The sequence below is a fragment of the Gilvimarinus japonicus genome, from assembly GCF_042847215.1.
In the GTDB taxonomy this organism is placed as follows: domain Bacteria; phylum Pseudomonadota; class Gammaproteobacteria; order Pseudomonadales; family Cellvibrionaceae; genus Gilvimarinus; species Gilvimarinus japonicus.
In genome coordinates this window covers 1,669,683-1,683,136 of record NZ_AP031500.1, presented here as the reverse complement: position 1 = coordinate 1,683,136, position 13,454 = coordinate 1,669,683, and the positions used below count along the sequence as shown (strand labels likewise).

General features: G+C 53.7%; 15 protein-coding genes and 2 tRNA genes. 2 read left to right on the top strand and 15 right to left on the bottom strand.

Annotated elements, in window-relative coordinates; translation table 11 throughout:
• Positions 1-27: 27 nt before the first annotated feature.
• From ACGHAD_RS06970 to ACGHAD_RS06955, 4 genes are all read right to left on the bottom strand, one after another.
• The gene (locus ACGHAD_RS06970) at positions 28-1,077 is read right to left on the bottom strand and encodes a putative zinc-binding metallopeptidase (protein ID WP_382416129.1); all 1,050 of its coding nucleotides are present in this window, start codon (positions 1,075-1,077) and stop codon (positions 28-30) included.
• Positions 1,074-2,030: an alpha-E domain-containing protein gene (locus ACGHAD_RS06965; RefSeq protein ID WP_339618151.1), complete on the bottom strand. Its 957-nt coding sequence runs from the start codon at positions 2,028-2,030 to the stop codon at positions 1,074-1,076. The genes ACGHAD_RS06970 and ACGHAD_RS06965 overlap by 4 nt, the downstream gene beginning before the upstream one ends.
• Positions 2,030-3,478, bottom strand: coding sequence for a circularly permuted type 2 ATP-grasp protein (locus tag ACGHAD_RS06960; RefSeq protein ID WP_339618152.1), 1,449 nt, complete (start codon positions 3,476-3,478; stop codon positions 2,030-2,032). The genes ACGHAD_RS06965 and ACGHAD_RS06960 overlap by 1 nt, the downstream gene beginning before the upstream one ends.
• Before the next feature lie 91 nt (positions 3,479-3,569).
• A complete protein-coding gene (locus ACGHAD_RS06955; protein ID WP_339618154.1) occupies positions 3,570-4,235 on the bottom strand; it encodes a 2OG-Fe(II) oxygenase in 666 nt (221 codons plus the stop codon).
• A gap of 107 nt (positions 4,236-4,342) precedes the next feature.
• Between ACGHAD_RS06955 and ACGHAD_RS06950 the strand changes: the two genes are divergently transcribed.
• Positions 4,343-4,609: a hypothetical protein gene (locus ACGHAD_RS06950; RefSeq protein WP_339618155.1), complete on the top strand. Its 267-nt coding sequence runs from the start codon at positions 4,343-4,345 to the stop codon at positions 4,607-4,609.
• Here the strand turns inward: ACGHAD_RS06950 and ACGHAD_RS06945 are convergent.
• Both ACGHAD_RS06945 and ACGHAD_RS06940 read right to left on the bottom strand, forming a co-directional pair.
• Entirely contained in the window at positions 4,606-5,427 is an 822-nt protein-coding gene (locus tag ACGHAD_RS06945) for a class I SAM-dependent methyltransferase (RefSeq protein WP_382416132.1), read from the bottom strand. The genes ACGHAD_RS06950 and ACGHAD_RS06945 overlap by 4 nt on opposite strands.
• 75 nt (positions 5,428-5,502) lie before the next feature.
• A complete protein-coding gene (locus tag ACGHAD_RS06940; RefSeq protein ID WP_339618157.1) occupies positions 5,503-6,150 on the bottom strand; it encodes an OmpA family protein in 648 nt (215 codons plus the stop codon).
• Between the two features lie 97 nt (positions 6,151-6,247).
• Here ACGHAD_RS06940 and ACGHAD_RS06935 point away from each other — a divergent pair, with 97 nt between their 5' ends.
• Complete coding sequence (locus tag ACGHAD_RS06935) at positions 6,248-6,823, top strand: leucine-rich repeat domain-containing protein (protein WP_339618158.1); 576 nt, start codon at positions 6,248-6,250, stop codon at positions 6,821-6,823.
• Between the two features lie 15 nt (positions 6,824-6,838).
• Here ACGHAD_RS06935 and ACGHAD_RS06930 read toward each other — a convergent pair whose 3' ends face one another.
• The 9 genes from ACGHAD_RS06930 to queE all read right to left on the bottom strand — a co-directional run bounded on the left by ACGHAD_RS06930 (position 6,839) and on the right by queE (position 13,453).
• Positions 6,839-7,105 (bottom strand): PilZ domain-containing protein, encoded by a 267-nt coding sequence (locus ACGHAD_RS06930; protein WP_339618160.1) that lies wholly within the window; start codon positions 7,103-7,105, stop codon positions 6,839-6,841.
• A gap of 121 nt (positions 7,106-7,226) precedes the next feature.
• Positions 7,227-8,015, bottom strand: coding sequence for an MBL fold metallo-hydrolase (locus tag ACGHAD_RS06925; protein ID WP_382416135.1), 789 nt, complete (start codon positions 8,013-8,015; stop codon positions 7,227-7,229).
• 45 nt (positions 8,016-8,060) lie between these two features.
• Complete coding sequence (bamC, locus tag ACGHAD_RS06920; protein WP_339618163.1) at positions 8,061-9,227, bottom strand: outer membrane protein assembly factor BamC; 1,167 nt, start codon at positions 9,225-9,227, stop codon at positions 8,061-8,063.
• Positions 9,228-9,246: 19 nt separating this feature from the next.
• Positions 9,247-10,122 carry a 4-hydroxy-tetrahydrodipicolinate synthase gene (gene dapA / locus ACGHAD_RS06915; protein WP_339618164.1) on the bottom strand — a complete coding sequence of 292 codons (876 nt, stop codon included), beginning with the start codon at positions 10,120-10,122 and terminating at the stop codon, positions 9,247-9,249.
• 124 nt (positions 10,123-10,246) lie between these two features.
• Entirely contained in the window at positions 10,247-11,305 is a 1,059-nt protein-coding gene (gene nadA / locus ACGHAD_RS06910; protein ID WP_382416138.1) for a quinolinate synthase NadA, read from the bottom strand.
• A 172-nt stretch (positions 11,306-11,477) separates the two neighbouring features.
• A tRNA-Lys gene (locus tag ACGHAD_RS06905) sits at positions 11,478-11,553 on the bottom strand.
• Between the two features lie 239 nt (positions 11,554-11,792).
• Positions 11,793-11,868: transfer RNA gene (locus tag ACGHAD_RS06900), tRNA-Lys, on the bottom strand.
• 176 nt (positions 11,869-12,044) lie between these two features.
• On the bottom strand, positions 12,045-12,731 hold the full coding sequence (queC, locus tag ACGHAD_RS06895) for a 7-cyano-7-deazaguanine synthase QueC (RefSeq protein WP_382416140.1): 687 nt from the start codon (positions 12,729-12,731) through the stop codon (positions 12,045-12,047).
• Between the two features lie 71 nt (positions 12,732-12,802).
• On the bottom strand, positions 12,803-13,453 hold the full coding sequence (gene queE, locus ACGHAD_RS06890; RefSeq protein ID WP_339616075.1) for a 7-carboxy-7-deazaguanine synthase QueE: 651 nt from the start codon (positions 13,451-13,453) through the stop codon (positions 12,803-12,805).
• Position 13,454 lies beyond the last annotated feature (1 nt).

Below are 13,454 nucleotides of genomic sequence, written 5' to 3'. Positions count from 1 at the left end.
GAATAGCCGAGCAATGCCAAGATAGCGTTAAGCCGCCACAGACGCACCCACCACCCGGTGAATAAAATCTAATTTTGCGTACACCGGGTCGGTAATCACAAACGGGTAGGCATCGCGCATGCCCATACTACGATTAAGTGCATTGAGCTTAACGGACAGCTCCAGCCAGGTATCCACCAGCTCGGCAAACGGCTTATTAAGCACACCCCGCCCCTCGGCCGACTCGCCTTTAAGCTGCATCACATCAAACTGCCCCGCCGTCTCTAGCGTATCGATCATGTGCAGATAGTGCGCCCAGGTTTCGGCCCAATCTTCCAAGGGGTGCGACTGAGCGTAGGCACTGATGTAATCGGGGGCCCAATCGTCGGCCACCGTATTGTAGTGCTGCTTTAAAGCACTGTTGTAATCTTCATCCGGATTGCCAAATAAGGTTTCGAACGGCGCGCGCCAATCCGTCGAGGCAACCAAAAGCTCGTAATAGTAGTGGCCGATCTCGTGACGAAAATGACCCAGTAATGTGCGGTAACTTTCACCTAATTGCTCGCGCACTTTCTCGCGATACGAGGCGTCGGCCTCGGCTAGGTTAATGGTAATCAAACCGCTACCATGGCCTGTGGCGACAAACGTATCAGCGTACTCGGCATTGGTGCGGCCGTCTTCTAAAAACGCAAACTCTAGTTTTATATGACGGTCATTGGCAGGCGTTAGCGCCAAACCTAAGCGCAAAATAGAGTACAAAGTGTGACGTTTGGCTGACTCTAGCCGAATCCAGCGTTCAACATTGATACCCCGGTCGAGGTCGGGCACTGTTTTATTGAGACGACAGGAAATACAAAAACGCTCGGGACTGGCGGCAGGCAACAACCAGTTGCAGGCATTGTAATCATCGTAATTACCACAATAACGAAACTCTTTGCCCGAGTCTTCGTCGTGTAAAACCCTATGATCGTTTGCCGCCGCGCGCAACGACAACATATAAAACCCTACGGAATCAAAACCCAACAGACGCTGGCACGTTAGACACTGGGTGTTGCGAAAAAACACCCGAGTGCCACACTTGCAATGAAAATCAATCACGAGGCGCTCTGCACTTCGGGCAAGAACCAGGTGGTGGCAATGATTTTATGCGTCTCGGCCACGTCGGTTTGCACCGCATCGATATATTCGTGCAGTTTGTCTTGGTTGATCAACTCGGCAAACTGCGCCATTTTAATTCGGCGCCGCACGCCCGCCAATAAGCTGGTGGCTGCTTCGCCGTTGGGCAGTGTGTCAAAGCAATGAGCCACCTCACCCAGACAGTGCTCGACCGCACGGGGAAACAGCGGATCTTGAAACAAGAACATCACCACATCTTCGGCGTTAATGCGATCCAGCACATGCTGGCGATACATCTGAAACCCGCTCAACGAGCGCAACACGCTCATCCACAAAATATTTTCAAACGGCTCAGAGCTGTCGTCATCTTTTGCGGCGGGCTCTAAAATTCGGCGTGCGCCGACATCGACAATCCGCGAGGTCATGTCCGCTCGCTCTAAGTTTCGGCCCAGCTGAATAAAACGGTAGGCATCGTTTTGACTCATGCAGCCGGCGAGCATGCCGGTAAATTGCTGCACCTTCTCGATCACCGTTTCCAGCAAGATATGTCGTTCGCGACGGGCGCCGCCCTTAGAGAGGTTTTCGTCTAAGTACCAATACAAATCGTTAATTAATTCGTACACCTCAGAGGGCATAATCTCGCGGGTAATCCGAGCGTTCTCGCGGGCAAAAGCAATGGAGTTTTTAATGGAGCTTGGGTTTGCCTGATCGGACAAAATAAAGCGCATCACCGCGCGCTCATCCGCCAAGTCGGCGTCTTTTTGAAAGTACTCGGTGCCGCCGCTAATATCCACCAATGTACCCCACCCCACACGCACACCACGGGGTAAATCCAACAACAATTTAGTATTGACGTTAACCAACCGCGCACTGCTCTCGCAGCGCTCCATATAACGGCCCAACCAATAAATTCGCTCTGCGACTCGAGATAACATTATTTGCCCTCCTCGACGACAACCCAGGTATCCTGACTACCACCACCCTGAGACGAGTTAACCACATAGGAGCCTTTACGCATCGCCACCCGCGTCAGGCCGCCAGCGGTAACGCTACTGGTGCGACCTTGCAACACAAACGGACGTAAATCGATGTGGCGCGGCTCGGCGTTTTTGCTGCCAATAATAGGGCTGGTAGAAAGCGCGATTAACGGCTGAGCCATATAATTGCGCGGCGAGGCTTTGATGCGTCGAGCAAACTCTTCACGCTCTTTTTTGCTGGCTTGCGGGCCAATCAACATGCCATAGCCGCCCGACTCGTTGGCAGGTTTAACCACCAGTTTATCGAGGTTTGCTAACACATGGTCACGCTGAACTTTGTCAAAACATAAATAGCTGGGCACATTAGGCAAGATTGGGTCTTCGCCTAAATAGTACTTAATCATTTGCGGTACAAACGTATAAATGACTTTATCATCCGCCACGCCGGCACCCGGGGCATTGGCAATGGCAACATTACCTTTAAGCCACGCACGCATTAAACCCGGCACCCCGAGCACCGAATCGGCGTTAAACACCTCGGGGTCGAGAAATAAATCGTCAATACGGCGATAGATAACATCGACGCGGGATAAACCATTAATGGTGCGCATAAAAACGTGGTCATCCTCAACCACCAGATCGCTGCCCTCGACCAATTCGACTCCCATTTGCTGCGCCAGATACGAGTGCTCGAAATACGCCGAGTTATAAATACCGGGAGTCAGCACGACGATCTCGGGGAACTCCAGCGGTCGGGGCGAAATTGCCGCAAGCGTATCAAACAACTGCGCGGGGTACTCGGTAACCGGCAAAATATTGTGGTTTTCAAATAACTCGGGGAACACGCGCTTGGTGACCTTGCGGTTCTCGAGCATATAAGAAACACCGGATGGCACCCGTAGGTTATCTTCTAAAACATAAAAAGCGCCGTCGTTATCACGTATTAAATCGCTGCCGCAAATATGTGCCCACACCCCAAAGGCCGGCTTCATACCCACACACTCGGGCCTAAAGTTAACCGAGCCGGCTAAAATATCCGCAGGCACGACTTTGTCTTTAATAATTTTCTGTTCGTTGTAGATATCGTCGATAAAGCAGTTAAGCGCCTGCAGACGCTGGGTCAAACCGCGCTCGGTAACCTGCCACTCGCGCTGAGGAATAATGCGGGGGATAATGTCGAAGGGCCAGGCCCGATCAATGTTGCCAGCCTCGGAGTAAACCGTAAACGAAATACCCATGGTTTTAATGGCCAGTTCGGCCGACAATTTTCGCTCGGCAATGTCGTCTGAGGTCAAACTCGCCAAGTGCTTTGCCAGTACCCGGGCCGCGCGCCGCGGATTGCCCGGACTGCTGATCAACTCATCGTAAAACTCACCACTTTGGTAATCTCGCCAGTCTATTTGCATTGCCACTCCATTAAACGGTCGCCCCGTCACATTGATGCCCAATGAGCACAGTGTAGAGTTAATGCACGGCTTATACCACTTTCTTGCCGCGTTAGGCCGGCGGGTCAACCCGTTCGAGAGTATTGGTATTAATACGGTACCAGCCGGCCACGCTGTAGCGCTCACGGCGCGCGGGCAGCACTTCATGGGGGAACCGCTCACTCAAAAACACGACCAACCGGCCAGCCTCGGGGCAAATGTGCTCCACCACCTGATCGCCCGCCTCATTGTAGAGCACAAGCTCGCCGCCATCCTCTTTGGCCCAGCTGGGGTTAAGGTACAACACCGTAGACAACACCCGATTGGAGCGACCTTTAAAAGCATCGACGTGCTTCTTGTAAAAGGTGCCTACCGGGTAGTACGCGAGGTGACTTTCGTAATCAAACAGGCCCATAAACAGACGCCTGTTTATGGCTTCTCGCAATTGCTCCATCGCGCTCAAAAAAACAGTGGAGGCCTCTGAGCCACCGTCGAGCCAGCAAATGCGATCGCCGCGTATATCGAGCGCGACGGTATGATCCTCGGCCCGCCCGATACCGGCGGTTTTAAAGTGGCACTCTGGGTGGTCAAACTCGGCGCGCAGCGAGGCAATGGTGGCGCGGCTAAAAAGGTTATTCACAATCCCATAGCCGCGCTCCACCAACGCGTCAGCCAGCACGTCAAAGGCCGCATCGGGCGAGTCAGTCGCGAAGTGGTTGGGATCTGCCAAATCAAGCATTACTAGCGCCTCTAAAACCGTCTGTATACGTCAGCGGCGCAAAACACGCAAGTTTTTTAGCGCTTTACATTGTGCTAAAGTCGCGGCTACTTGCACGGGGGTATCAGGTGAATTTTAAGCAGCGCTTGCGCCATCATATCGATGTGCCCTTGGCGATTAGTTTTCGCCAGTTTCGGCTCGGCAGCATGATATTTTTTGCCGGGTTGGTTGCAATATTTGGCGCATCACAATTGCTTAGCCCAAGCCTTGTCCAAGAGTTAACTGTGCTTGGCGGCCTGTTAATCAGCGCGCTCGGTTTTGTGATCGCTATGCTCGCCCAAGCACGCATGATGCTGGGGCGCTTAGTAGCTTTTTGGCAAAAGCCTAAAGACTAAGGGTTCAGCTCGGCCGGCAGCTTTTGGCGAGTGTAAATATCAAACCGACTCGATTTACCTTCTAAGCGGTAGCTGGGCGTCATATCCGCTAAATCCGGCGCTTTGCGCGGGCGTTTTACTACCACCCGGTAAGTGGCCAACGCACGGGCATCCGCCAACAGCTCAGCCGCATCGAGATCGGCACCCACCACCTGATGAAACGCCTGCATTTCTTTTTTCACATCGGCGGATTTACCGCGTGTCGGAAACATCGGATCAAGGTAAATCACATCGGGCGGCGAAGACTTTTGGGGGGGCGTGCACAAGTAGTCTCGCGCATCCACGCTCTCTAGGCTCAAGCGGTTAATAATCTCGGAGAGTTCGGCATCGGCGCCCGCGTGGGCACGCTGTAAGCCGTCGTTTAACAGGGCCCAAACCAGCGGCGAACGCTCGAGCATAGTCACTTGACAACCCAGGGTAGCCAGCACAAACCCGTCGCGCCCAAGGCCAGCGGTTGCGTCCAGCACATGGGGTTTTACCCGCGCCTGAACACCAACAGCTTTGGCGATCATTTGGCCTTTGCCACCGCCAAATAAACGCCGGTGGTTTACCGCGCCGGCTAAAAAGTCTACCCGCACGGGCCCTGGTACTTTGCGACCCGTTTGCTGCAGGCTCACGCCATCGGCGGCAAACACTAAGGCGAACTGAGGTTGCTGTAGATCGGCGGGGTTTACTTGCAGCAACAATTCGGCGCCGAGCGCTCGGGCGGTTATTGCCGCCTCGGCGCGTCGGGCCGAATTGCTGCCAGCATCGTTAACAATAACTACCGTTTGTACCATGTATGCGCCTTTTAACTCTCGCGGAACTCACCGCGACTGGGCGCACATAGTAACAAACAGCAAACGGTTGGCCTATTACAGAGGCGACAACTGAATTTCTACCCGGCGATTTTGCTCGCGCCCCGCCGAGCTAGAGTTGCTGGCAATGGGATAACGCGGACCATAACCGGTGGCGTTCATGCGGTTATAGGCCACTTTGCGCTCGCCCAAATAATCCCGCACGCTTTGCGCCCGACGCTCACTCAATAACTGGTTAAATTCGTCTGAGCCGGTAGAGTCGGTGTGACCGCCAATGTTAACAGCGGTTTTATTAAACTCGACCAAAACAGTGGCCACTGAATTGAGCACATCGTAAAACTGCGGACGAATGTCGTATTTGCCGGTTTCAAAGGTGATGTTACCGGGCATAATCAAGCTGATTTTATCGCCCTCGCGCTGCACCTGTACGCCACTGCCCTGTAACTGTTGGCGTAGTTTAGTCTCTTGCTTGTCCATGTAGTAACCAACACCACCACCGATAGCGCCACCGGCAACCGCCCCGGTCAATGCGCCTTTGCCGCGGTCTTTTTTACTGGATGAGGCGACCCCTACTGCAGCACCTGCCACCGCGCCAATAACCGCGCCGGTTGTGGAGTTAGAGGTTTTGCTCTCGCCAGTGTACGGATCGTTCGTGGTACAGGCCGCTAATGAACATACCAACGTTGCTGCTAATAACTTTTTCATCAAGGTTTCCTTATCATCTGAGAACCAACCAGCAATATGCTATACCATTGGACGCCAAAATGACTCGCAAGTTTTCACATTTATACGGATTCATACTATGCATCATCCATATTCGCGCCATAACGGCTGTCACACATACCGCCACAGTATGAGTAACTACGCGTTCATTGCCCTTATCGGATTACTCGGGCTGCTATCGGGCTGTGAAAGCTACGATGTCTCGATCAATGACAACGTCGTTTATACACCCAAACCCTTGCTACGGGACGTTAACGTTGCCGACAGCAACCTCGCCAGCTGCATAAAGCAGACTATTAGTGACGACAAAATCACTCGGGCGGTTGATTTAACACGACTGCGCTGCACCCACGCAGGCATCGTAACGCTGGCGGGAATCGAGACTTTTTACGGCTTAGTACAGCTGGATCTAGGTGACAATGCTATCACTGACGTCAAACCATTGGAGAAGCTGGGACGGTTGCAAGTGGCGCTGTTAGGCGAGAACCACATTAGCAGTGCTGAGCCTCTGCTGCGTCTAATAAAGCTGGTGGAACTCGACCTAGAGGGAAACCCGATTGCCGATTGCCGGGATGTCGCGCAGCTGGAACGAGCGCTAAAAGAAAACCAAGGTATGCTGTTAACGCCCAAAAGCTGTGAAAAGCACACGAGTTAACCGGTACAGTAAGCGCTAGGCGACAAACACCAAACCGACAGTATTGCGAAATTGACGCACTACCTTCATGGCGACGGGCTCAGAGTTTATGGGCCCCACCACCTTTTTGAACATTACCGCCACTTCTGTACCCACCGGCGGCAAAGATTGGCTCTCGACCTGCACTTGGGCGCCGCCGTCGGATATATCCATGGTAAAGCCAATCAGGGTGCCAAATGCCGGGTGGGTCATTTCCACCCGGATGCTGCGACTGGTGCGCTCGTGCTGACGACGCTCTATCACCGGCAGACTCCTTACGTTAAAAAACCATTATTGCGTAACAGGCGATCGAGCACTGATGCCGCCTAAAAAGGCAAACTGAGCTGTTTGCCGTTCTTTTATAGTAGCTAATTTTGGCGCCGACTCAAGCACTAGCCTCGGCCAGCACGGGCCCAGGAGCAAGCGACAGCCAATCAAACCCCTCATCCTGGCAGGCGTAAATAACCTCGGAGATATCGGCCGTTACCGGCGACAGGGCCTCGCGTGCGCGCTCTAGGGAGTTATTCTTTTGGCTAATATGGGCAATCACCAAATACTGCAACCGGGTACAGTCAACCCGCGCCAAGAAGCCCGCCGCCTGCTGATTGCTCAAATGCCCCCAGGGGCCACCCACCCGAGTTTTAAGTGATGGCGGGTATGGGCCGCTCGCCAGCATCATTGGGTCGTGGTTGGCCTCCAGTACCAGCGCATCGCAGTTTTGGTACATGTCCTCTACGTGGGGCGATACGGTGCCTAAATCCGTTAAAATCCCAAGGCGCACGCCCCCGCAGGAGAATATAAATTGTGCCGGCTCGCGCGCATCGTGCGGCACGGCCACAGGCTCTACCGTCAGCTCACCCAAGCAAAAGCTTTGATAGGCTTCGATTAAGTGTAATTCAGGTAATTTACCAAGATCCCGGCTGTGGAAGGTACCGGGCGTCATATAAACCGGTAAGCCAAAGCGCCGGGCTAACGCCGCGACGCCTTTAATGTGATCGGCGTGCTCGTGTGTGACAATAATGGCCGTTAGGTCGCTGCCCGATTTACCGAGGCGCTCTAACCGCGCGCAGGTTTCTTTAACGCTAAAACCACAATCGATCAGCAGCGAGCCGCCCGGCCACTCAATAAGGGTAGCATTACCGCGACTGCCACTACCCAAAGATGCCACCCGCATACCGTGTCCTTCGATCAAGCCCAGCGCCACGCTGGGCGCTTAATATTAAATAAGATTTTTGCGCAGCAACGTTAACAAGTCACGCGATTTGCGAGCGTCCAAACGTTTGCCGTATGGGTCGCGCAGGCGCACCGTGTAGTTATCGGCCTCGCCTTGCATAAACAGCAAATAGCCTGGCGCGTTAGGGAATTTCTGCTCTGCTTTACGGTTAGATAGCGGCGCTTTAGCAAACGCGTCACCCTTGGGAACCACCGTTAACAGTTGCGCCAAACTATAAGGGCTCTTGGCCACAAGCTCTTTATCGCTTGAGAACCAGCCGCTAAACCAGCCGTCGCTTTCGGGCTCAACCGGCTCGTAGTGAAGGTAATAAACACCGTCGTCGGGCTGGCTGTCGTAAATCGAGAAGCCGTCTTCACGCATTGAGTGAAAGAGCGTGGCTTTGGCCCGCGCCTCACTTAAGCGAATTTTCATGACCGGCTCGTTCTGCTCGACGACCAATGCCGATTTCGCATCGCCGCCAATGGCTTGAGCCAGCAACGAGGTGCCGCCGATGGTTTCGTCTCGGGCGAGCGCCGCTGCCAGCTCGTCCATTAGCCAGGCTTCGCGCTCAGATGAGCTAGACGCCGACGGCCACGCTAAATCGCCCGAAGGGCTATCGCCCTGCACACTTTGATGCAAAACATGAATCTCGCTGGTCTCGGGCTGAACACCCTGATCGATTTGCACGCGATAGCGATCGGATGTGCTTAAATCGGATTTAAACTGCAGCCAGTGGCTATCGATTAAACCGCGACCAATATCGGCGCTGGCAACATCGACGTTGTTCTCGTTCAGAAAAGCCCTGACACGAGGCCAAACTTCACCGGGGGAGACATTCATCAAAATCCAGCGCTCGTCGGCAAGACGCTGGATTTTGACGTTCTCTTGCATCAGGTTGGTCGCCAAAGGCTGAGGCCGGGGTACCTCGGCGCTCTCGGTTTGGGCGATATCGTCAAACTCACTCTCGGTAACCGGCGGAATCGGGTAGCGCTCACCCAATTTCTCGCTCTTCATGCCCTCGGGCACTTTTAGCGGTTCAATTTTGTCGGCTTTTTGGTAGTCGCCCTCGCGGTTGCGAAAATAGGCCTCATCACCCCAAAAAACCCCACAGCCTGACAACATAGCCACCAAGCTCAGTACACTTACGCCCCGCAGGGAAGTTGTTTTTATCATCTTGACGTCTTCAATCTTTTTAAATCAGTCCAGCTTCACGTAACGCGGTGCGAACCTGCTCGTGGTACACCGCTGACAATTCAGTCATCGGCAGGCGAATTCCGGGATTAATAATCCCCATTTCGGCCAGCGCCCATTTTACCGGAATCGGGTTTGCCTCCAGAAACATAGCGCGGTGTAACGACATTAATGAATCGTTAATCGCCCGGGCCTGATCGGCTTTACCGGCGATGGCCAGCTCGCACATTTGCGCCAGCTTGTCGGGTATGACATTCGCTGTGACAGAAATATCCCCATGACCGCCTAACAACATTAACTCAACCGCTGTTTCGTCATCGCCCGAGATCACTTTAAAGCCATCCGGGGCGCCATCAATGATCGCTTTGGCACGTACCATATCGCCCGTGGCTTCTTTAATGCCAATAATATTGGGCAATTTTGCCAGCTCTAGTACCACATCGGGCTGCATATCGACAGCGGTACGCCCCGGAACGTTGTACAGCAACTGGGGGATATCGACGGCCTTGGCAATGTACTCGTGGTGTAAGTACAACCCGCGCTGGGTAGGCTTGTTGTAATAAGGCGCTACCAGCAAGCAGGCGTCGGCGCCGACCGACTTTGCGCCCTCGGTCAGCTCGACAGCCTCGGAGGTTGAGTTGGCACCGGTGCCGGCAATAACAGGTATCTTACCGCCCACTTGGTTTACCACATGTTTAATGACCGCCAAATGCTCATCCACATTCAATGTGGCCGATTCGCCGGTGGTACCCACGGCGACAATCGCATGAGTGCCCTGCTCCAGATGCCAATCCAACACTTTGGACAGCGCCTGCCAGTCGACACTGGTATCGGGGTTCATGGGGGTTACCAAAGCAACCATACTGCCTTGAATCATAGGTTCTCCAACTCAGGGTAGAGAGAGCGCCATATTAGCGCTCTCGGCTCGGGGCGGGCCTCCGAGAAATACAGCCAATAAACTCTGGCGACATGTTACGCACCGCCCGCGGGGGACACAAGCGTCATTTTTTAAACTCAAGCATTCGCGCAAGCGGCTTCATAGCCTGCTCTGCCAGCGCCGGATCGACAAAGATCTCATTGTCATTGCGCTCGAACACGGCGGCTAAATTATCCAGCGCATTCAGCGCCATCCAAGGGCAGTTGGCGCAACTGCGGCAGGTCGCGCCACTGCCGGCGGTGGGCGCCACATGAAAGATTTTATCGGGGCAGCGCTGCTGCATTTTATAAAAAATGCCCTGATCCGTTGCCACAATAAACTCGCGGTTAGGCAGTGTCTCGGCGGCGTTAATCAGCTGCGACGTAGAGCCTACCACATCGGCCAAATCAACCACCGCTTGCGGCGACTCAGGGTGCACCAACACCGCTGCCTCGGGGTACAAAGTTTTTAAATCCTCTATCCCCTTTGCCTTAAACTCTTCGTGAACAATACAGGCACCATCCCACAAAAGGACATCGGCACCTGTTTGTTTTTGCACATAGGCGCCCAAGTGTTTATCGGGTGCCCATAAAATTTTCTCGCCCTGCTTATCGAGATGATCCACCACATCCAGCGCGATACTGGAGGTTACTACCCAGTCGGCGCGGGCTTTAACGGCGGCCGACGTGTTGGCGTAAACCACCACAGTGCGATCCGAGTGCGCATCACAAAACGCCGCAAACTCGTCCGCCGGGCAGCCGATATCCAGCGAGCAAGTCGCCTCAAGGGTCGGCATCAAGACGCGTTTATGGGGCGTGAGAATTTTCGCCGTCTCCCCCATAAATTTAACACCTGCAACGATAAGCGTCGTGGCGCTGTGCTCCTTGCCAAAACGCGCCATCTCTAACGAGTCGGCAACGCAGCCACCGGTCTCTTCGGCCAGTTCCTGAATCATAGGGTCAGTGTAATAGTGCGCGACCAGCACCGCGTTATGCTCAACCAGCAGCGCTTTAATACGATCTTTAAGCGCGTCTTGTTGCTCGGGCGTAAGCTCGGGGTCCGAGCTGATACCCGCCAAATGATCTAACACCACCTGACGATCTGACGCCAGCGGCGGCACTGTAGACGTTGTTTCTTGGGTCATATTAATTACCACGGTCGCACCCGCTTTGTGCGGGCTTTTACAAAGGCCCAAGGCCCCTAAAGCGCGCTATTCTACCATACCTGAGAAAGGGAATACGGATGAGGCAAGGCTACCCGCTACGGAAACGCGGCCAATAAAAAAGGCCAGAGGAGATCCTCTAGCCTTTTTAATATGGTGGGTCGTACTGGATTCGAACCAGTGACCAATTGGTTAAAAGCCAACTGCTCTACCAACTGAGCTAACGACCCATAAACTTTTACATGCAGCGCTAAAAGCGCACTTTCCATTTGTCGTACTGGATTGACTCGCATCATCCCGATGCTCGGGGCTACGCCCCACCGCTATTGCGGTGTCCAAAACGCTCCCGGCGTTTTGTCAAACCAGTGACCAATTGGTTAAAAGCCAACTGCTCTACCAACTGAGCTAACGACCCATAAACTGATTGTACTGCAGCTGCTCAAAGCAACTGCGCCCTTACGGGTAAATATGGTGGGTCGTACTGGATTCGAACCAGTGACCAATTGGTTAAAAGCCAACTGCTCTACCAACTGAGCTAACGACCCATTCTAACGCGTTTTACTGCTTTGGCAGACGGCCAAAACCTTGTTGCTAACGCCCTAAAAGGAGGCGCACATAATAATGATTTGATCAGAAAAAACAAGCGGTTTTTTGCAATAGTTTGGTAATAAATGGTAATTGATCAATAACTTACCAACCTAACCGAACTTTCCGCCGCGGTTTAGCGGTATCGCGTCGGATCATCGACGCCCGCCGCTTCAAAGCCAAATCGGCGCAACCGGCAACTATCGCACACACCACACGCGCGGCCATCGTCATCTGCCTGATAACAAGACACCGTCAAACCGTAATCGACCCCAAGCGCAACGCCGCGTTTAACTATTTCCGCCTTACTTAGGTCAATCAAGGGGGTGCGAATTCGCAGCCGGTGCCCTTCGGTACCGGCGCGAGTCGCGAGATTCGCCATGCTTTCGTAGGCGGCAATATAATCGGGCCGGCAATCAGGGTAACCCGAATAGTCCACCGCATTGACGCCTATAAAAATATCGTCGGCCTCAAGCACCTCGGCCCAGCCCAGCGCAATGGATAAAAACACCGTGTTGCGCGCCGGCACGTACGTGATAGGCACACCCTGAGTTTGCGTTTCAGGCACATCGATTGACGTATCCGTTAGCGCCGAGCCACCAATGGCACCAAGATCCAACGTGATAACTTTGTGCTCAACACTGCCCAAGGCTTTGGCAGCCCGCTCGGCGGCAACCAGCTCGGCGCGCATGCGCTGGCCATAATCAAAGCTAATGCTATAGCACTCAAACCCCTCGGACCGGGCGATTGCCAGCGCTGTGGTGGAATCCAATCCGCCGGAGGCCAACACAACGGCTCGCTTTTGGCTTTTTGTCTGACTCATTAATACCTTCTTACTCTTTGCAACATGTGGATTCAAACACCGCAGACGCACCCCACAAGCAGCTGGACTGACTAGCGACCAGGGCTGTCATCCCACAGCAGCTTATGTAGCTGCAACTGATAACGCACCGGCAAATTGTCCGCTACGATCCACTCGGCCAGGGCGCGCTCATCCACCTGCCCGTAACTGGGCGACATCAAAACATCTGCGACCCTATCGGCAAGGCCGCGCTCATCAATCTTTAACCGCGCCCAGTCGTAATCATCTCGCGAGCAAATCACAAATTTAATTTGATCGGTCGATTTTAGCGTATCTAAGTTATCCCATAGGTTGCGATGCGACTCACCCGAGCCTGGGGTTTTTAAGTCCATCACCTTCACCACACGCGCATCTACATTATCGAGCGCTATGGCACCGCTGGTCTCTAACGATACGTTGTAGCCCGCATCACACAGCGCGCTCAAAAGCTCTGGGCAGGTACGCTGCGCCATCGGCTCGCCACCGGTCACACACACGTAGCGAGGATTGTAACTCGCCACCTGCGCCAACACGGCATCCAGGCTCATGCGCTCACCGCCATAAAAAGCGTACTCACTGTCGCAGTATTGACAGCGCAGAGGGCAACCGGTCAAGCGCACAAACACCGTCGGCCGACCAGAAGTGTTTGACTCCCCCTGCAGGGAGTAAAAAATTTCTGTAATTTTAACGCTTGCTGCATTCATA

Excerpts from the sequence above, each read along its gene's own strand:
- nadA (WP_382416138.1), bottom strand. The coding sequence starts at position 11,305 with ATGACCCAAGAAACAACGTCTACAGTGCCGCCGCTGGCGTCAGATCGT.
- queE (WP_339616075.1), bottom strand. The coding sequence starts at position 13,453 with ATGAATGCAGCAAGCGTTAAAATTACAGAAATTTTTTACTCCCTGCAG.
- dapA (WP_339618164.1), bottom strand. The coding sequence starts at position 10,122 with ATGATTCAAGGCAGTATGGTTGCTTTGGTAACCCCCATGAACCCCGAT.
- ACGHAD_RS06935 (WP_339618158.1), top strand. The coding sequence starts at position 6,248 with ATGCATCATCCATATTCGCGCCATAACGGCTGTCACACATACCGCCAC.
- queC (WP_382416140.1), bottom strand. The coding sequence starts at position 12,731 with ATGAGTCAGACAAAAAGCCAAAAGCGAGCCGTTGTGTTGGCCTCCGGC.
- ACGHAD_RS06955 (WP_339618154.1), bottom strand. The coding sequence starts at position 4,235 with ATGCTTGATTTGGCAGATCCCAACCACTTCGCGACTGACTCGCCCGAT.
- ACGHAD_RS06940 (WP_339618157.1), bottom strand. The coding sequence starts at position 6,150 with ATGAAAAAGTTATTAGCAGCAACGTTGGTATGTTCATTAGCGGCCTGT.
- ACGHAD_RS06925 (WP_382416135.1), bottom strand. The coding sequence starts at position 8,015 with ATGCGGGTGGCATCTTTGGGTAGTGGCAGTCGCGGTAATGCTACCCTT.
- ACGHAD_RS06960 (WP_339618152.1), bottom strand. The coding sequence starts at position 3,478 with ATGCAAATAGACTGGCGAGATTACCAAAGTGGTGAGTTTTACGATGAG.
- ACGHAD_RS06965 (WP_339618151.1), bottom strand. The coding sequence starts at position 2,030 with ATGTTATCTCGAGTCGCAGAGCGAATTTATTGGTTGGGCCGTTATATG.
- bamC (WP_339618163.1), bottom strand. The coding sequence starts at position 9,227 with ATGATAAAAACAACTTCCCTGCGGGGCGTAAGTGTACTGAGCTTGGTG.
- ACGHAD_RS06945 (WP_382416132.1), bottom strand. The coding sequence starts at position 5,427 with ATGGTACAAACGGTAGTTATTGTTAACGATGCTGGCAGCAATTCGGCC.